The organism is Cryobacterium arcticum (assembly GCF_001679725.1).
GTDB lineage: Bacteria > Actinomycetota > Actinomycetes > Actinomycetales > Microbacteriaceae > Cryobacterium > Cryobacterium arcticum_A.
In genome coordinates this window covers 758,090-776,865 of the sequence record NZ_CP016282.1, presented here as the reverse complement: position 1 = coordinate 776,865, position 18,776 = coordinate 758,090, and the positions used below count along the sequence as shown (strand labels likewise).

Here is an 18,776-nt window from a genome sequence, read left to right as displayed (position 1 = left end):
CGATGACGCTGACCGGCCGGTTCGTCCTCCTCGTCGCCCTCGGCGTCGTGCCCATCGTGCTGCTCGGCACCACGCCGGAGCTGGCCCTGGCGGTCCTGGGCGGCTGGGTGCTGCTCGCCGTGGCGCTCGGCGGCCTCGACCTCAGCCTGGCCGCCTCCCCGCGGCGGCTCACGCTCACCCGCGTGCTTCCGGCCCGGGTGCGCCTGGGCGAGGCGGTGACCAGCGAGCTGTACCTCACCAACGAGGGCCCCCGCCGCTTACGCGGGACCGTTCGGGACGCCTGGCAGCCCTCGGCCGGGGCGGGCAACAACCGCACGCCCGTGACCCTGCCCACCGGCGAACGACGACGGATCGCGCTCACCCTCCGGCCGTACCGGCGTGGGGAGCGCACGGCCTCGCACGTGACCGTGCGGTCGCACGGGCCGCTCGGGCTCTGGTCCCGGCAGGCCACCTTGCAGGCGCCCGCTCGCATCCGGGTGCTGCCGCCCTTCCACTCGCGCAAGCACCTGCCCTCGCGCATCGCCCGGCTCAAGGAACTGGACGGCCGCACGAGCGTGTTGGTGCGCGGTCAGGGCACCGAATTCGACTCGCTGCGCGAATATGTGCGCGGCGACGATGTGCGCTCGATCGACTGGCGCGCGACGGCCCGCCGCAACGACGTCGTGGTGCGCACCTGGCGCCCAGAGCGCGACCGGCGCATCGTCATCGTGATCGACACCGGCCGCACCTCCTCCGCCCGGGTCGCCGACGAACCGCGCCTCGACACGGCGTTCGAAGCGGCGCTGCTGCTCGCCGCGCTGGCCTCCCGGGCCGGCGACCGGGTCGATTTCCTCGCCTGGGACCGCCGGGTGCGGGCTCGGGTGCAGGGCGCATCCGGTGCCGAACTGCTCAGCCGCATGGTCGACGGCATGGCGCTGATCGAACCCGAGCTCATCGAGATGGACTGGACGGCGCTGCCCGGTCAGATCCGGGCGATCACGGGCCAGCACGCGCTCGTGGTGCTGCTCACACCGATGGATGCGCCCGGTGCGTCAACGGGACTGCTGTCGGTTCTCGGCCAGCTCACCCAACGGCACACCGTGCTGGTGGCCTCGGTGACCGACCCCGGCGTGGTCGATCTCGTGCAGAGCCGCGCCACCCGCGAGGAGGTGTACCGCGCGGCATCCGCCGAACGCACCATGCTCGACGGCGCACGCGTCGAGGCCGCCGTACGGCAACTCGGCGCAGACGTGGTGACCGGGTCCCCGGAGCGGCTGCCGCCGGCACTGGCCGACCGGTACATCGCACTCAAGGCCGCCGGCCGGCTCTGACCGACCTGGCTACGCCCCGGGCTCAGCCGGCGAAGACCCGGGCGCTCCCGGCCTCGAACTCGGCCAGGTCCCCGGTCTCGCCGGCGCGGGTCGCTTTGCCGCCGAGCACGAGCATGTAGGCGAGGAACGCGAGCAGCGCCGCAGCCCCGATGCCGATCTTCACCGGCCACGGCCAGGGTGCCGGTGTGACGAAACCCTCGAGGATCCCCGAGACCAGCAGCACGAAGACCAGGCCGACGGCCACGGTGAACAGGGCGCGGGCATCCTCGGCCAGCGCCTGCCCGCGAGTGCGTGCGCCCGGGGCGATCCAAGCCCAGAAGATCCGCAGCCCGGCCGCCGCGGCCACGAAGATCGCGGTGAGCTCCAGCAGGCCGTGCGGGGCGATGTACAGAAAGAAGGTGTCGGCCTGGTCGTAGGAGAACATCACGGCCGCGGTGACGCCGAGATTCTGGGCGTTCTGCAGGACGATGTACGGCACGTACACGCCCAGGATGCCGAAGGCGACACACTGCGCGGCGATCCAGGCGTTGTTGGTCCAGACCCGCCCGGCGAACGAGGCCGCCGGATTCTCCAAGTAGTACGACACGAAGCTCTGGTTGGCCAGTTGCTCGAGTTCGGCGGGCGAGCCGAAGTTGGCCAGGACCGCCGGGTTGTTCAACGCCCAGACGGCGTAGAGCGTGGCGACCAGCACCGTCACCACGGCGACGGCCAGGGTCAGCCAGCGCAGGCGGTACAGCGCGGCAGGCAGCTGCACGAGGAAGAACCGGGGCAGCTGGGACAGCACGTTCGTCCCGGCGCCAGTGAACCGCAAGCGGGCCCGGGACAGGATCACCGACAGTCGGTCGCCCTGCAGCGTCGACCCCGCGGACGTCTTGATCACGGACAGTTGCGTGGCCCCGGCCTGGTAGCCCTGGATCAGCTCGTCGGACTGGGCACCGCTGAGACTCCGCCGGCGGCCGAGGGCGGCCAGGCGGTCCCACTCGGCGCGGTGCGCCGCAGAATACGCGTCAAGATCCATCTGGTTCAATAGTAGACATGGCTGAGCCCTGGAAAGCGGCCGATCATGGTGAAGATTCCCTGATCGAGCATGAGCTGGTGACCGGAGAGGCGGTTGCCCTGGACGTTCGCCCGGCGAGCGTCTTCCTGCGCGGCGCCGGCACCATGATCGACTGGGTGGCCTACGTGGGGCTTTTCCTGCTCATGGCGCTGGTCGTGTCCGTCGTCTTCGGCGATGGCATCGACGAGGCCCTCGCTCAGGCACTGGCGATTTCCGGGCTGGTGTTCTCGCTCCTGATCGTGCCGATGCTCGTGGAGACCGTGTCGCACGGCCGCTCGCTCGGCCGGTGGGCGATCGGGGCGCGCATCGTGCGCGACGACGGCGGGGCCACCGGGCTGCGGCATTCGTTCATCCGCGCGCTCATGGGTGTCATCGAGATCTTCCTCACCTTCGGCGGCCTTGCGGTCACCTGCGCCCTCCTCAATTCCCGCTCAAAGCGGCTCGGCGACTTGCTCGCCGGCACCTACAGCCAGCACGAACGGGTACCGCGGATCAGCGAGCCCACCTTCGTGATCCCGCCCGTGCTGGAGTCTTGGGCCGCAACCGTCGACGTCGCGCGTCTGCCCGACCGTCTCTCCCGCCGGGTGGCGCAGTTCCTGCGGCAGGCACATCAGCTCTCCCCAGCCACCCGGGTGCGTCTGGCCGAGACCCTGGCCGCTGAGGTGGCACCGTTCGTGTCTCCCCTGCCCCCGGTGCCGCCGGAGTACCTGCTCATCGGGGTGGCCGAGGTGCGCCGCAACCGCGAGTACGCCGGCCACCTGCTCGAGCGCGGCCGCCTCGACACCCTGGCCCCGGTCCTCACCGGCCTGCCCCACGACTTCCCCAACCGCTGACCACCGCCCTCCCCCTCCCGCCTCGTCTCCGGGCGAAAGTAGGTCGTTCCCGATCGCTGGTCGAGCCCGTCGAAGCCTGGTGCCGGGTCGGGTGTGGTGCGGTCCGGAGGTCGTCCTGCGGGGTCTCGACAGGCTCGACCACCGTATGGTGCGGAATCCGGGACACGGTCGCGGATGTCTGTGGGACGCACCCGCCTCGCTGGTCGAGCTTGTCGAGACCCGGTGACTCGACCAGCGGGACGCACCCGCCTCGGTGGTCGAGCTTGTCGAGACCTGGTGACGGGACGGGTGTGGTGCGGTTCGGAGGTCGGCTTGCGGGGTCTCGACAGGCTCGACCACCGTGGGGTGCGGAATCCGGGACACGGTCGGGGATGTCTGTGGGACGCACCCGTCTCGCTGGTCGAGCTTGTCGAGACCCGGGTGACTCGACCTGTGGGACGCACCCGCCTCGCTGGTCGAGCTCGTCGAGACCCGGTGAATCGACCTGTGGGACGCACCCGCCTCGGTGGTCGAGCTTGTCGAGACCCGGGTCCGGGACGGGTGTGGTGCGGTTCGGAGGCCGGCTCGCGGGGTCTCGACAGGCTCGACCGACGTGGGGTGCGACGGCCGGATTGGCGCGCGGGCCGTTCCGTTTGAGTGTGGGGGTTAAACGCAGAAAAGCCACCCCGGTGGGGTGGCTTTTCTGTGTGTTTCTAAGTTAAGTCCGGCGGTGTCCTACTCTCCCACAGGGTCCCCCCTGCAGTACCATCGGCGCAAAGAGTCTTAGCTTCCGGGTTCGGAATGTGACCGGGCGTTTCCCTCTTGCTATAGCCGCCGAAACACCTGGTGATGGTGAATCGAATCTATATTTTTAGTTATAGAACACTCCTGGTGGAGTGTGTTTGTTCTCGACCGTACATCGAGAACCACATAGTGGACGCATAGCAGCTTATTCAAACTGAGTGTTATCAAATTATCGGCTTATTAGTACCGGTCAGCTCCAAGAGTCTTTAGTCCTCTCTTCCACATCCGGCCTATCAACGCAGTAGTCTAGCTGCGAGCCTCTCCCCCTAAGGGATGGAAATCTCATCTCGAAGCCGGCTTCCCGCTTAGATGCTTTCAGCGGTTATCCGTTCCGAACGTAGCTAATCAGCGGTGCTCCTGGCGGAACAACTGACACACCAGAGGTTCGTCCATCCCGGTCCTCTCGTACTAGGGATAGATCTTCTCAAATTTCCTGCGCGCGCAGCGGATAGGGACCGAACTGTCTCACGACGTTCTAAACCCAGCTCGCGTACCGCTTTAATGGGCGAACAGCCCAACCCTTGGGACCTACTCCAGCCCCAGGATGCGACGAGCCGACATCGAGGTGCCAAACCATGCCGTCGATATGGACTCTTGGGCAAGATCAGCCTGTTATCCCCGAGGTACCTTTTATCCGTTGAGCGACAGCGCTTCCACAAGCCACTGCCGGATCACTAGTCCCGACTTTCGTCCCTGCTCGACTTGTCAGTCTCACAGTCAAGCTCCCTTGTGCACTTACACTCGACACCTGATTGCCAACCAGGTTGAGGGAACCTTTGGGCGCCTCCGTTACTTTTTAGGAGGCAACCGCCCCAGTTAAACTACCCACCAGGCACTGTCCCTGAACCGGATCACGGTTCGAAGTTAGGTATCCAATATGACCAGAGTGGTATTTCAACGATGACTCCACCTGAACTAGCGTCCAAGCTTCAAAGTCTCCCACCTATCCTACACAAGCCACACCGAACACCAATACCAAGCTGTAGTAAAGGTCACGGGGTCTTTCCGTCCTGCTGCGCGTAACGAGCATCTTTACTCGTAATGCAATTTCGCCGAGTTCGCGGTTGAGACAGCTGGGAAGTCGTTACGCCATTCGTGCAGGTCGGAACTTACCCGACAAGGAATTTCGCTACCTTAGGATGGTTATAGTTACCACCGCCGTTTACTGGGGCTTAAATTCTCAGCTTCGCCTTACGGCTAACCGTTCCTCTTAACCTTCCAGCACCGGGCAGGCGTCAGTCCGTATACATCGTCTTGCGACTTGGCACGGACCTGTGTTTTTAGTAAACAGTCGCTTCCCACTGGTCTCTGCGGCCTTCGAACGCTCCAGGAGTAAATCCCTTCACGCCTCAGGCCCCCCTTCTCCCGAAGTTACGGGGGCATTTTGCCGAGTTCCTTAACCACGATTCTCTCGATCTCCTTAGTATTCTCTACCTGATCACCTGAGTCGGTTTGGGGTACGGGTGACTAAAACCTCGCGTCGATGCTTTTCTTGGCAGCATAGGATCACTGATTTCACCCTTACGGGCTACCCATCGGGTCTCAGCCTTATATGAGAGACGGATTTGCCTATCTCTCGGCCTACATCCTTAGACCGGGACAACCATCGCCCGGCTCAGCTACCTTCCTGCGTCACACCTGTTAATACGCTAACCGCACCAGCATAGGGTCGCACGCTAGGCCTCACGCTTCACCCCGAAGGGATCCATCTAGAGGATTCAGATGCTTAGCATTACTGGATTAGCTTGGACGGTTTTTCATCAGTACGGGAATATAAACCCGTTGTCCATCGACTACGCCTGTCGGCCTCGCCTTAGGTCCCGACTTACCCAGGGCGGATTAGCCTGGCCCTGGAAACCTTGATCTTTCGGAGGACGGGTTTCTCACCCGTCTTTCGCTACTCATGCCTGCATTCTCACTCGTGTAGCCTCCACGGCTGGTTTACACCGCCGCTTCGCTGGCCACACGACGCTCTCCTACCCATCAACACGGCTGAACCAACACCACAAGGGTGCGGCTTACCAAAAATATCAATGCCACAACTTCGGTGGCGTGCTTGAGCCCCGTTACATTGTCGGCGCGGAATCACTTGACCAGTGAGCTATTACGCACTCTTTCAAGGGTGGCTGCTTCTAAGCCAACCTCCTGGTTGTCTATGCAACTCCACATCCTTTCCCACTTAGCACGCGCTTTGGGACCTTAGATGGTGGTCTGGGTTGTTTCCCTCTCGACGATGAAGCTTATCCCCCACCGTCTCACTGCTGCGCTCTCACTTACCGGCATTCGGAGTTTGGCTAACGTCAGTAACCTTTTAGGGCCCATCGGCTATCCAGTAGCTCTACCTCCGGCAAGAAACACGCAACGCTGCACCTAAATGCATTTCGGAGAGAACCAGCTATCACGAAGTTTGATTGGCCTTTCACCCCTATCCACAGCTCATCCCCTCCATTTTCAACTGAAGTGGGTTCGGTCCTCCACGACGTCTTACCGTCGCTTCAACCTGGCCATGGATAGATCACTTCGCTTCGGGTCTAGGACATGCGACTGAATCGCCCTATTCAGACTCGCTTTCGCTACGCATTCCCCTCTCGGGTTAAGCTCGCCACATATCACTAACTCGCAGGCTCATTCTTCAAAAGGCACGCTGTCACACCAACAAAGGGTGCTCCAACGGTTTGTAAGCAAACGGTTTCAGGTACTATTTCACTCCCCTCCCGGGGTACTTTTCACCTTTCCCTCACGGTACTTGTTCACTATCGGTCATGTAGGAGTATTTAGGCTTATCAGGTGGTCCTGACAGATTCACACGGGATTTCTCGGGCCCCGTGCTACTTGGGATACTCTTCGGGCGATTGCTGCATTTCGACTACGGGGTTCGCACCCTCTATGACCAGGCTTTCAATCCTGTTCGTCTATACAACGTTCTAACCCTCACTGTTCGGCAGAAGCAGCAGAAAAGTCCCGCAACCCCGACCATGCAACGCCTGCCGGCTATCACACATGATCGGTTTAGCCTCTTCCGGGTTCGCTCGCCACTACTAACGGAATCACTATTGTTTTCTCTTCCTGTGGGTACTGAGATGTTTCACTTCCCCACGTTCCCTCTACCCGCCCTATATATTCAGGCGGGAGTCACCAGGTCACCTTGCGGGCCTGGCGGGGTTTCCCCATTCGGACATCCTCGGATCACAGTTCGTTTATCAACTCCCCGAGGCTTATCGCAGATTACTACGTCCTTCTTCGGCTCTACATGCCAAGGCATTCACCGTTTGCTCTTAGAAATTTGAAATCACATGAGTTTGAATCGATTAAGTGTCACGAACAAAGTTCGTGACCGAAATTGACCAATGATCACACACTTCGAAAAGTGTGTTGATCTTTGTAATTTGACCCCGAAGGGTTCAAATTTAAGATGCTCGCGTCCACTGTGTAGTTCTCAAAGTACGGGCGGTACCCCTTACGACCAGCGGCTCTCTTACGAAAGCTCGACTGCTGACCGAAAAAGGTCCAGAGGAAAAGTTCACGACCCACCGAAGTGACTCGTGTTCCGGTCCCTCAGGACCCAACAGCGTGCATATGTGTTCGTTCCTCAGACCCGGTTTTCCAACCCCCGAAGGAGCGTACTTACCGGAACTGGATCAGTTCCACATCAATGTCAATGTTCCACCCATGAGCGCCATCGAAGAACATTCGTCTTCGTATGACTTGGCACCTTGAATCTCCCTGTATACAGAGGAGAGGTGCTGTGCTCCTTAGAAAGGAGGTGATCCAGCCGCACCTTCCGGTACGGCTACCTTGTTACGACTTAGTCCTAATCACCGATCCCACCTTCGACAGCTCCATCCCTTGCGGGTTTGGCCACTGGCTTCGGGTGTTACCGACTTTCATGACTTGACGGGCGGTGTGTACAAGGCCCGGGAACGTATTCACCGCAGCGTTGCTGATCTGCGATTACTAGCGACTCCGACTTCATGAGGTCGAGTTGCAGACCTCAATCCGAACTGAGACCGGCTTTTTGGGATTCGCTCCACCTTGCGGTATTGCAGCCCTTTGTACCGGCCATTGTAGCATGCGTGAAGCCCAAGACATAAGGGGCATGATGATTTGACGTCATCCCCACCTTCCTCCGAGTTGACCCCGGCAGTATCCCATGAGTTCCCACCATTACGTGCTGGCAACATAGGACGAGGGTTGCGCTCGTTGCGGGACTTAACCCAACATCTCACGACACGAGCTGACGACAACCATGCACCACCTGTATAGAGACCTTGCGGGGCGACTGTTTCCAGACGTTTCCTCTATATGTCAAGCCTTGGTAAGGTTCTTCGCGTTGCATCGAATTAATCCGCATGCTCCGCCGCTTGTGCGGGCCCCCGTCAATTCCTTTGAGTTTTAGCCTTGCGGCCGTACTCCCCAGGCGGGGAACTTAATGCGTTAGCTGCGACACGGAGACCGTGGAATGGTCCCCACATCTAGTTCCCAACGTTTACGGCATGGACTACCAGGGTATCTAATCCTGTTCGCTCCCCATGCTTTCGCTCCTCAGCGTCAGTTACGGCCCAGAGATCTGCCTTCGCCATTGGTGTTCCTCCTGATATCTGCGCATTCCACCGCTACACCAGGAATTCCAATCTCCCCTACCGCACTCTAGTCTGCCCGTACCCACTGCAGGCCCGAGGTTGAGCCTCGGGTTTTCACAGCAGACGCGACAAACCGCCTACGAGCTCTTTACGCCCAATAATTCCGGACAACGCTTGCACCCTACGTATTACCGCGGCTGCTGGCACGTAGTTAGCCGGTGCTTTTTCTGCAGGTACCGTCACTTTCGCTTCTTCCCTACTAAAAGAGGTTTACAACCCGAAGGCCGTCGTCCCTCACGCGGCGTTGCTGCATCAGGCTTGCGCCCATTGTGCAATATTCCCCACTGCTGCCTCCCGTAGGAGTCTGGGCCGTGTCTCAGTCCCAGTGTGGCCGGTCACCCTCTCAGGCCGGCTACCCGTCGTCGCCTTGGTGAGCCATTACCTCACCAACTAGCTGATAGGCCGCGAGTCCATCCCAAACCGAAATTCTTTCCAACTCCTAGCCATGCGGCTGAAGCTCGTATCCGGTATTAGACACCGTTTCCAGTGCTTATCCCAGAGTTTGGGGCAGGTTACTCACGTGTTACTCACCCGTTCGCCACTGATCCAAGGAGCAAGCTCCTCTTCACCGTTCGACTTGCATGTGTTAAGCACGCCGCCAGCGTTCGTCCTGAGCCAGGATCAAACTCTCCGTAAATGTTTAATAGCCTCACCACCGAAGTGATGGGCACATCTAGTGCTGAAAGCCACCGGAATAGGCGAACAATCAGCAAGTTTGAAACTGACAGAACAAATCATTACTGACTTGCTTTGTTGTTTAAATGTTTTCCAAAGGAATCTCTTGGCCCTTCACCGCTAGAAACGGATCCAAACCACGAGGTTTTTGGCATTTGACATTGTGCACGCTGTTGAGTTCTCAAGGATCGGACGCACCCGACTTCAGGCCTGAAAGGCTGTCGCTCCGGGGCAACTTTACGATCTTAGCGTCCGCGCTGATCCGTGTCAAATCAACTGAACGGCGTGTCCCGGGCAAAATGATGCCGTGGAACGCTTCGTTCGATCAATCTGAGTGATCGTGCGAGGAGCTGGTTTCCGCTTCAGTAACAGAAAACGTCGATGACGAGTTGTGTACTGAAGGTGGGAGGTGGTCCCGCTTGAGGCCGGAAGCTCTGCGGCTTTTCCGAACCTGTGGGGTGACGAGAGATGACATTACGGGGATTCCGGAGGCGGGGCAAATCACCCCAAACTCCCGGGCGTGTCACGCCGGTTCATCGCCCCCGAGGTGGCCGAACCGGGGCACCCACCGGGTGCACAGAATTAGTGCGGAACGGCTGGATGGTCCTCGGCAACATCGGCTTCGGCCTTGAGGCGATGCCGGATCATCTGCCATCCCTGCGGCGGAGTGGTCAGGCGGGCGTGCCTGTCACAGAGGTCGTAACTATGCGGCTCATGCGTGCCGGCAAGGGGTCCGAGCACCGCCATCGAGTCGGCGTAGGAGAAGGTGAGGGTCGCCACGGCCTCATCACTACAGGAGATACGGGTGCACGCTCTGGCTGACATGGTGATTGAAGGATACCGCCGATGGCCCGGAAGTAGACTGGGGACATGTCTCGTTCACGCCGCACAACCGTGCAGACTCCGACCCAGCGCGGTCGGGGGCGGGACCGTCACGGCCGTGGCATCCGCAGTTCTGCGACCGGGCCGTTTCTGCCGCCGCTGCGTACGCGCATCGACACGTTCGACATGACCATCGCTTCAACCGTGGACTATCTGCGGATGGTCTGGCCGGCCGAACTGGCCGATGTGACCTTCGAGGTCGCCCCCGGTCCGGTCGGCGTGATGGAGGGTGTGGGGGTGGAACGATATGCGGTCGATGCCCGTTCACGACGCATCACGTTCTATAGGCTGCCGATCCAGCGGTTGAGCCGGCTGCACCGCAATGACGAGTTCCATCAGCGGATGGTCATCGAGAGCTGTGTGTTCCGGGGAGTAGCCGAGTTGCTCGGCAAGGACCCCTGGGATCTGGCCCCTGACCGCTTCCGTCGCTACTAGGCCAGCACTCTTCCCCGTCACCGGTATCCACAGGCCGGATGGCTGTGCGATGCCGGGTATCGGCACGCTCACCTGGGTTTGACGATCCCTCTGAATGCGAGCCGGGCCGACGCCGAGAACTTTTTTTGAGACCGACCAAACCTTTTCTGCCGGGGGGCCGAACCACCTGCATACCAAGCAACACCCCGCAGTATCCCCCACAGCAAAGGAACACATCATGCGCAGCTTCACCAAGACCGCACTCGGACTGACCACCGCCGGCCTCCTCGTCGCCGGCCTCGCCGCCTGCTCCACGGACGAAGGCACGGCGTCGACGCCGTCCTCCAGCTCCTCCTCCAGCAGCAGCTCCGCCGAAGCCACCCCCACCCCGGTCGCCTCGATCCCCGCCCTCACCGGCGTCGACACCGCCGTCCTCCTGGACGCCGACTTCGCCGCAGCACTGACCAGCCTCGGCCTCACCCCCGGCACCGTCGGCACCGCCACCCTCGAAGAAGGCAGCCTGCACTTCCCCATCACCGGCGGAAACGTGGACTACTACGACCCGGCCGAAGACTACCGCCCCTACGTCCAGGGCAACATCGAGCACGAAGGCTCCGGCTTCTCCCTCACCGCCGGCGACACCGTCGTCGAACTGACCAACTTCACCATCGACCCCGGCACCTCGGAGCTCTTCGGAGACGTCACCGCCAACGGCGAGTCCGCCGCCACCCAGGTCAAGCTCTTCGACCTCTACGGCGGAACCCTCAAGCCCCTCCAGATGGACGGCGACAACGCCATCCTCACCGGCACCACCGTGCACATCTCCGCCGACGCCGCCGGCCTGCTGAACACCACCTTCGGCACCGACGCCATCGCCGACCAGCTCCTCGTCGGCATCGCGACCATCACGGTCAACACCAAGTAACACCCCGCAAAACACCCGCAGTACACAAGAACGGCCGAGCACACGCTCGGCCGTTCTTCTGCGTCACAGCACGACACACACGCACGTCACGAGGTCTCGACAAGCTCGACCAACGTATGGGCGCGAACATCCCGCAGGTCACGGGGTCTCGACACGCTCGACCGACGTATGGGTGCGACGATCCCGCAGGTCACGGGGGTCTCGACACGCTCGGCCGACGACTCGGGCGCGTGTATGAGGGTGCCCCGCCGTTCTGCCGGTGTCCGGCTCCGGGTAGATTCCCGGGAAAGGTCGCCTACGCTCGAACGGGGTCGTCGCGGCCACATGCCCAATACGACCTGGCAGGAATCGGAGAGCGCAGGACCATGACCACCGCCCTTCCGTCCTCGCGTGCGCTTGCTGCGCCGAACGGCCGCATCTCGGTACGACAGGCCTGGCCTGATGCGCTGCTGATCGGTATTTTCGGCATGATGCTCGGTCTTGCGTTGGCCTGGCAGCCGTCGCTCTGGTTCGACGAGGCGGCCACGGTGTCCGCCACCATGCGCAGCTGGCCCGAGCTCGGCCGGATGCTGCAGAGCGTCGACGCCGTGCACGGCTTGTACTACGCCGGCATGCACCTGTGGCTCGACCTGGTCGGCTACTCCCCGATCGCTCTCCGGCTTCCGAGCGCCGTCGCGGTCGGCGTCGCCGCGGCCCTGATCGTGCTCCTGGTGCGCACCCGGGCCGGTCGGGGTACCGCCGTGCTGGCCGGTGTGGCCTTCTGCCTGCTCCCTCGCGTCACCTGGATGGGCACCGAGGGGCGCTCCTACGCGCTCACGGCAGCCCTGGCGGTGGCTCTGACCCTGGTGTTCCTGGCCGCCTGGCGCCGCGGACCCGCTCCACGGCGCATCCGGGCACTCTGGTGGACGCTGTACGCCGTGGCCGCCGTCGGCTGCACCCTGGTCTTCATCTATCTCGCCTTCCTCGTGGCCGCCCACGGAGCCACCGCCCTGTGGACGGTCTGGGCAGGTCGCCGCCGCGACCGGGCGGCCCGGGCATCGCTCATCGGCTGGGCCATCGCGGCCGGCGCCGCCGCGATTCTGTTGCTGCCTTTCGCGCTGGCCGTGGTGCGCCAGTCCGGTCAGGTGAGTTGGATCGCCCCGATCAGCTGGGGCACCTGGAACGGTGTGTTCGTGACGCAGTGGTTCTACCTGAACCCGCTCTTCGCCGTGGTCGGCTGGGTTCTGGTGGCACTGGGCATCCTGTTCTTGATTCTCGCCGGCCTTCGTACCAGGAGCACGGGCGCCGGTGCCCCCCGAAATGTGTCGGGCAACCCGTCCTTGCTGTCGATCGCGGTGCCGTGGCTGGTGGTGCCGACCATCGGCGTGATCCTCGCGTCGCTGGTGGTCTCGCCGCTGTACTCCCCGCGCTATCTCACCTACTGCGCCCCGGCCGTCGCGATCCTGATCGGGGTCGCCCTCGGACGGTTGCGGCGGCGCTGGCTGGCCGTGACGGCGGTGCTGCTTCTGGCCGCGCTGGCCGCGCCGCAATTCGTGGCCCAACGCCAGCCGGAGGCCAAACAGAATTCATCGTGGAGCGAGGTGGCCAGCCTCATCGAGTCGGAGCGCGCCACACGCCCCGGCGAGAGAGCCGCCATCGTGTACGGGCCCGTGCGGCAGCATCCGGCCGCGACCACCCGGGTGATCGCCTACTCCTACCCGGATGCCTTCGCCGGGCTCATCGACGTGAAGCTCAAGACGCCCGCCGCCCAGACCGGTCAGCTGTGGGAGACCCGGTACCCGCTGGACGAGGTGACCGACCGGTTCGACGGGGTCGATGCGGTGTGGCTGGTCACGAGCAACAAGCAGGACTGGCGGCCGAGCGTCACCGCGAAGCTCGCCGACCTGGGCTACTCGCTCACCGAGGAGTGGGCGCTCACCGGCGTGAACGTGCTCCGCTACGAGCGCTGACCCGGCTGCCCGGCGTCTAGTTCTCGGCCGACCGCTGCCGGTCGGGAGCCCTGGACCCGATCCGGGCGAGCGCGGCGCGGCCACGCCCCAGGGCACCCGGCCCGGCCCGGCGCACCGACACGACGACGATCACCAGGAGGGCCACGGCCAGGGAGACCCGGGTGACCGTGAGCGACGGAACCAGGAGCCGCAGGGTGAGCGCGAGCGGGATCGCCAGCCACTCCCACCGGCCGCTGAGAGCCACGAACGGCAGCAACAACAGCGCGTACCAGGGGTAGCGGGGGCTGAGGATGAGCAGGGTGCCGCCGATCATCACGAGTTGGCCGAGCCACGGCCGCTCGGGATCGGTCTTCCAGATCGTGAAGGCGGCCAGGCCGGCCAGCAGCACCGCGACCAGGACGATGCCGGCGCCGCCGGGGGCGATCAGGGACACCAGGGCAAACCGGGAACCGTCCTCGTAGCCCTCTTCGCTGAGGTAGCCGGGCAGGTAACCAAGCACCGCGATCCCGGTGGAGAGCACGTAGGGAACGTAGAGAAGGGCGAAGGTGGCCGCGGCCGCCACGACGACCTTCCAGCCCTGCCGCTTGAGCATCGCCGGTGCCGCGATCGCTGGGATCAGCTTGACCCCGATGGCCACCCCGAGCATGATTCCGCCGCGGACGCGTTTGCCGCTACTCACCCAGAAGACCGCCGCGAGGGTGAAGGCCACACCGAGCAGGTCCACATGGGAATTGGTGATGCCCTCGGTCGCAACGAGCGGGCACCAGGCCCACAGGGCGGCGTGGCGCTGGTCGATGCCGCGGCGGCGCATCCCCACCAGCAGCATCCCGGTGATGCCGAGACTGAGCAGCAGTCCGGTCAGCTGCAGCGGCCAGTAGCCGGCGTCGGAGCCGACCACGGCGCGCACGGCCGCGAAGTAGATCTCCGCAGCCGGCGGGTAGATGGTGGGCACCGTGGTGCGGTTCAGTGCGGAGCAGAGCGGCTCGCCGGAGTCCCGCTGCACGGTTGCGATCCGCTCGCCCGTGCAAACCAGGGCGCCGTCGATCTCGGTCGGGGCGGGGAAGAGCCAGGTGGGCCGGAGGTCGTCGAGCCGCTCATCGGCGGGCACATACGCGTAGGGAGAGATCCCGGCGTTCTGCACCACCCCGTCCCAGGCGTACCGGGCGGAGTCGGTGCTGGTGTTGGGCGGTCCGGCCATCGCGGCGCCGCCGATCAGGAGCGATCCGGCCAGGATCAACACCCCCACGGCACGACCCCGTACCCCGCGCAGGGCGACCAGGGCGGCGGCGAAGAGCAGCCAGAGCAGCGCGGTGCCGATCAGGAGCTGAGCGGTGTCCCGGTGCGGCCGGAACAGGTCGAAAGCCACCACCACGACCCCGGTGACGGCCGCGCTGACGGCCAGGAGAATCGAGACGACGGCAATACGCACTCTGCCATCCTCCCCGAGCGGGTACCGGGGCCCCGACCGAACCACGCCCCGTCACCGAACCGTAAGGATTGCATACACTGCCGCGAGCGACAAGGTGGTGGAATGGACTATGCGCCGATTGATGTACGAGGCCAGGGCTCAGCTCGCCTCTCCGGTGCGGACTCCGCGAATGGCCACCGTGATCGGCCGGCTCCTCGGCCTGGCATTCCTGATCTGTTTCGGCACCGGTCTCTACAGCCATTTCCTGCAGCAGCCGCTGCCCTGGATGCGCTTCCCCACCCGCCCGACCGGGCTCTACCAGCTGACTCAGGGCACCCACATCATCGCCGGGATCGCCTGCTTCCCGCTGCTGCTGGCCAAGCTCTACGTCGTGTTCCCGCAGCTGTTCCAGTACCCGCCGGTGAAGTCGTTCGCCAATTTCCTCGAGCGGGCTTCGATCGCGCTCTTCGTCGGTGCTTCCCTGGTGGAGATCACCATCGGCCTGCTGAACACCTACCAGTGGTACCCGTTCCCGTTCTCGTTCAAGCAGGTGCACTTCGCGCTCGCGTTCGTGATCATCGGGTCCCTGCTCGTGCACATCGGCGTGAAACTGCCCCTGATCTCGGCGCACTGGCGTGCCACGCCCGCGCCCGGCCCCGATGAGCGGCACCCCGTCGACTCCGCTGACGGTACCGCGGAGGACACCCCGGTCGACGACGGCCCGGGCCTGCCGCGCACCCGCGGCCTCACCGGGCGTCTGCTCGCCTACATCGATGCGACCCCGCGGATGGCGCCCCGCACGAGTCGCCGCGGTTTCCTGACCACGGTCGCGCTGGGCGTCGCCGCCGTTGTGGGTCTCACAGCCGGCCAGACCGTGGCGCCGTTGGATGCCGCGAACGTGTTCGGTCCGCGCAAGAAGGGTGTGGGCCCGCAGGGCGTTCCCGTCAATCGCACCTCCGCCCAGGCGAAGGTCGCCACCGCGGCCATGGCCGCCGACTGGGTGCTCACCGTGGCACACGGGGGAACCGAACGCAGCTTCAGCCGGGCCGAGCTGGCCGAGCTGCCCCAGACCGCCGTTGACCTGCCCATCGCCTGTGTTGAGGGCTGGAGCCAGATGGCCTCCTGGCGCGGCGTGCGCCTGCGCGACCTGGTCGACCTGGTCGGCGCCTCCGCCGACGCCGATTTTCGCATCATCAGCCTCGAGCAGCGCGGCGGGTTCAAACAGACCGAGATGGGCCGGGAGTATGTGCGTGATTCGCTCACCCTCGTGGCGCTGGAGCTCAACGGCGGCGTCCTGGACCTCGAGCACGGCTACCCCGCACGCATGATCGCGCCCGGGCGTCCTGGCGTGCTGCAGACCAAATGGCTCAGCCGGATCGAGGCGATCGACGCATGATGACGACAACCCCCGCCGTGTCACCGCGGATGCGCACCGCCCGCGTCGCCCTCGTCGGCCTCGGTGTGCTCGGGCTCGCCTGGGGCGCCTATGTCCTGGTCGACACCGTCGCGCTGCAGCGGCTCCCCGGGGTCGCGCTCTGGATCGGCACGGCCATCGTGCTGCACGACGCCGTGCTCTCGCCCCTGGTGTTCGGGTTGGGTGTGCTCATTCGGCGGGCGGGCCATCGGCTGGCCGGCGGCATCATCGTGACCGTCCAGGCCGCGATCGTGCTCGGTTCGCTGTTGAGCCTGATCGTCGTGCCCGCGATCGTCGCCCAGAGCCTCGGCGCGAAGAACCCCACGGTGCTCCCGCTCGACTACGCCCTGAACCTGGGCGTGGCGTGGCTGGTGCTCGCGGCCGGGAGCATCGCGGTGTCGGTGTGGTTCTACGTGCGCACCAGGCGGGCGAACCAACGTCCGTCGCTCTTCCAGTCCTGAACCACCCGCAGTCCGGCATCGCCGGCCCGGGCGCGGAGCGGACCGATGCCCACCTCGGCCCACGGGAAGACCGCGCTGGTGCGCCCCTGCGCGTCTTCGAGGGTGCCGTCGAAGGCGTGGTCGCGCTCGGCCTCGGGGTGGACCTCGACGAGCACGGCTCCGTCGGACGAAATGAGCTCGGCACATCGGCCGAGCAGAGCGACGATGTCGCCACCGATGCCGATGTTGCCGTCGAGCAACAGCGCGGTGCCCCAGTCGCCCTCCCCCGGCATCGCGGAGAAGACCGAACGCTCCAGCACCGTCAGACCGGACTCGGCGGCGATGCGCACCGCCGTGGGTGACACGTCGACGCCGGTCGCGGCGAGACCCTGTGCCAGCGCGGCCCGAACCATCCGCCCGGGGCCGCATCCGATGTCGAGAACGGGGCCGGCGGCCCCGGCGAGCAGTTGCACGTCGGTGTCGTCGGCGGCGGCGCTCCAGCGACCGGCATCCATGGTCGCCGCAGCCCTGCCGGTGGCGTGCCGGAGGTAGAGCACGGCCGATTCGTTCTCCAACGCCGCCGCGTACGGTTCGGCGCCGCCCGACCCGAAGGTGGTGGTGCCCGGGACGCCGGGACGGGCCGACAGCATGGTCATCGGTTCGCTCCGCTCAACTGCAGGGCGTCGAAACCGGCCAGGGTCTGGGCGAAGCCGCCTCGGGGGGCCAGCGCCGCGACGGTGAACGCGTCCTCGATGTGGTCCACGTCGGTGAGGGTCGGCAGCATCCGGACCCGGAGGCCCATGGTGCGCAGTCTCTGCAATTGGCGCGCGCCCGTGTCGGACCGGGACATCGGCACGCCCCGGATCAGGTCGCCGTCCGGAGTGCGGAGGGCGAGGGCCCAGAATCCGCCGTCCGCGGCCGGCCCGAACCAGGCGTCGACGTCATCGGGCCACGGTGCGAACACCGGGGCGAGCAGCTCGGCCGTGACCTGCGGGGTGTCCATCCCGATCAGGACGGCGGGCTCGGTGCAGCCATCGAAGATGGCGCCCAGGCGCGCATCAAGGCCACCATCGATCTGCGGCACGACGTCATACCCGGCCGCAGCGGCCGGCACGACCGACCCGTCGAAGGCCAGCACCCGGCGGGTGGCGGGCAGTGGCGCGACGGCCGCGAAGGTGTCGTCGAGGCTCGCGGCGGCCAACTGGGCCGCCTGCTCGAGGCTGAGCGGAGGATGCAGGCGGGTCTTCACCCGGCCGGGCAGACATTCCTTGGCGATCACGATCAGGGTGGTCATTTGCGGGCCTCCTTCAGCAGTCTCGACATGTCGGCGACGGCCGTGAGGGTGCCCCGCACGGTGCCGGTCACCTTGCTGCGCCCCACCCGTGGGGCGTACGAGGTGTCCACCTCGCGGATGCGCCAGCCCCGCTCCGCCGCCTTCAGGAAGACCTCGAGCGGATAGCCACTGCGCCGGTCCTGCAGATCGAGGGCCAGGAGGTCCTCTCGTCGTGCGGCCCGCATCGGGCCCAAGTCGTAGATGTTCACACCTGTTATTCGGCGCAGTCGCCAAGAAAGAGTGGAATTGGCTATCCGGGCGTGTATCGGCCAGGATCCGGCCGTTGTCGGACGGCGGCGGCCGAGCACCAGATCGGCCTCGCCGGCGGCCACCGGATCCACCACGAGGGGCAGGTCCTCCGGGTCCATCGACGCGTCCGCGTCACAGAACGCCACGATGGGCGCCGTCGCGTGCAGGAGCCCGGCGTGCGCAGCCGCCCCGAATCCGCGGCGGGCCTCGTAGACGACGAGGGCACCGGCCGCCTCGGCGATGCGCGCGGAATCATCCGTCGACCCGTTGTCCACCACGATGGCGCGGTAGCCCTCCGGCAGCCGGGCCAGCAGCCAGGGCAGCGCCCCGGCCTCGTTCAGGCAGGGCATGACCACGTCGACCCGAATCTCACTCATCACTCGACCCTATGTTGGGGGCCTGTACGACACTCCGCGTAAACGTTACGGAGTGGGGAAGGATTGCGGCCGGGCCGGATGTGCTGC

General features: G+C 64.7%; 13 protein-coding genes and 3 rRNA genes. 7 read left to right on the top strand and 9 right to left on the bottom strand.

Annotation, left to right across the window (positions count from 1 at the left end; all coding sequences use genetic code 11):
• Positions 1–2: 2 nt before the first annotated feature.
• Positions 3–1,310, top strand: a complete 1,308-nt coding sequence (locus tag PA27867_RS03385; protein ID WP_066593171.1) for a DUF58 domain-containing protein — start codon at positions 3–5, stop codon at positions 1,308–1,310.
• Positions 1,311–1,332: 22 nt separating this feature from the next.
• Here the strand turns inward: PA27867_RS03385 and PA27867_RS03380 are convergent, their stop codons facing one another.
• Complete coding sequence (locus PA27867_RS03380; RefSeq protein WP_066593170.1) at positions 1,333–2,328, bottom strand: stage II sporulation protein M; 996 nt, start codon at positions 2,326–2,328, stop codon at positions 1,333–1,335.
• Between the two features lie 17 nt (positions 2,329–2,345).
• On the opposite strand from PA27867_RS03380, the gene PA27867_RS03375 reads away from it, so the two are divergent.
• Complete coding sequence (locus tag PA27867_RS03375; protein ID WP_066593163.1) at positions 2,346–3,200, top strand: RDD family protein; 855 nt, start codon at positions 2,346–2,348, stop codon at positions 3,198–3,200.
• A 701-nt stretch (positions 3,201–3,901) separates the two neighbouring features.
• Here PA27867_RS03375 and rrf read toward each other — a convergent pair.
• The 4 genes from rrf to PA27867_RS03355 form a co-directional block, all read right to left on the bottom strand.
• A 5S ribosomal RNA gene (gene rrf, locus PA27867_RS03370) occupies positions 3,902–4,018 on the bottom strand.
• A gap of 125 nt (positions 4,019–4,143) precedes the next feature.
• Positions 4,144–7,272 (bottom strand): 23S ribosomal RNA (locus PA27867_RS03365).
• Positions 7,273–7,739: 467 nt separating this feature from the next.
• A 16S ribosomal RNA gene (locus tag PA27867_RS03360) occupies positions 7,740–9,260 on the bottom strand.
• Together the 16S, 23S and 5S rRNA genes form the textbook arrangement of a ribosomal RNA operon.
• A gap of 620 nt (positions 9,261–9,880) precedes the next feature.
• Entirely contained in the window at positions 9,881–10,123 is a 243-nt protein-coding gene (locus PA27867_RS03355; RefSeq protein WP_066593161.1) for a DUF3499 family protein, read from the bottom strand.
• A 45-nt stretch (positions 10,124–10,168) separates the two neighbouring features.
• Here PA27867_RS03355 and PA27867_RS03350 point away from each other — a divergent pair, with 45 nt between their 5' ends.
• The 3 genes from PA27867_RS03350 to PA27867_RS03340 all read left to right on the top strand — a co-directional run bounded on the left by PA27867_RS03350 (position 10,169) and on the right by PA27867_RS03340 (position 13,468).
• Positions 10,169–10,615 carry a metallopeptidase family protein gene (locus PA27867_RS03350; RefSeq protein ID WP_066593159.1) on the top strand — a complete coding sequence of 149 codons (447 nt, stop codon included), beginning with the start codon at positions 10,169–10,171 and terminating at the stop codon, positions 10,613–10,615.
• A 217-nt stretch (positions 10,616–10,832) separates the two neighbouring features.
• Positions 10,833–11,519: a hypothetical protein gene (locus PA27867_RS03345; protein ID WP_066593157.1), complete on the top strand. Its 687-nt coding sequence runs from the start codon at positions 10,833–10,835 to the stop codon at positions 11,517–11,519.
• Between the two features lie 365 nt (positions 11,520–11,884).
• Positions 11,885–13,468: a glycosyltransferase family 39 protein gene (locus PA27867_RS03340; protein ID WP_066593154.1), complete on the top strand. Its 1,584-nt coding sequence runs from the start codon at positions 11,885–11,887 to the stop codon at positions 13,466–13,468.
• Between the two features lie 16 nt (positions 13,469–13,484).
• Here the strand turns inward: PA27867_RS03340 and PA27867_RS03335 are convergent, their stop codons facing one another.
• Positions 13,485–14,897 (bottom strand): glycosyltransferase family 87 protein, encoded by a 1,413-nt coding sequence (locus PA27867_RS03335; protein WP_066593152.1) that lies wholly within the window; start codon positions 14,895–14,897, stop codon positions 13,485–13,487.
• Between the two features lie 109 nt (positions 14,898–15,006).
• On the opposite strand from PA27867_RS03335, the gene PA27867_RS03330 reads away from it, so the two are divergent.
• Both PA27867_RS03330 and PA27867_RS03325 read left to right on the top strand, forming a co-directional pair.
• Positions 15,007–16,272, top strand: a complete 1,266-nt coding sequence (locus PA27867_RS03330; protein ID WP_066593150.1) for a molybdopterin-dependent oxidoreductase — start codon at positions 15,007–15,009, stop codon at positions 16,270–16,272.
• On the top strand, positions 16,269–16,751 hold the full coding sequence (locus PA27867_RS03325; RefSeq protein ID WP_066593148.1) for a hypothetical protein: 483 nt from the start codon (positions 16,269–16,271) through the stop codon (positions 16,749–16,751). Before PA27867_RS03330 ends, PA27867_RS03325 begins: the two co-directional genes overlap by 4 nt.
• Here PA27867_RS03325 and PA27867_RS03320 read toward each other — a convergent pair.
• From PA27867_RS03320 to PA27867_RS03310, 3 genes are read right to left on the bottom strand one after another with little or no spacing between them, the layout of a single operon-like run.
• Positions 16,700–17,386 (bottom strand): class I SAM-dependent methyltransferase, encoded by a 687-nt coding sequence (locus PA27867_RS03320; RefSeq protein WP_066593144.1) that lies wholly within the window; start codon positions 17,384–17,386, stop codon positions 16,700–16,702. The genes PA27867_RS03325 and PA27867_RS03320 overlap by 52 nt on opposite strands.
• Complete coding sequence (locus PA27867_RS03315; RefSeq protein WP_066593142.1) at positions 17,383–18,024, bottom strand: TIGR04282 family arsenosugar biosynthesis glycosyltransferase; 642 nt, start codon at positions 18,022–18,024, stop codon at positions 17,383–17,385. Before PA27867_RS03315 ends, PA27867_RS03320 begins: the two co-directional genes overlap by 4 nt.
• Positions 18,021–18,689, bottom strand: coding sequence for a glycosyltransferase family 2 protein (locus PA27867_RS03310; RefSeq protein ID WP_066593140.1), 669 nt, complete (start codon positions 18,687–18,689; stop codon positions 18,021–18,023). The genes PA27867_RS03315 and PA27867_RS03310 overlap by 4 nt, the downstream gene beginning before the upstream one ends.
• Positions 18,690–18,776: the final 87 nt, after the last annotated feature.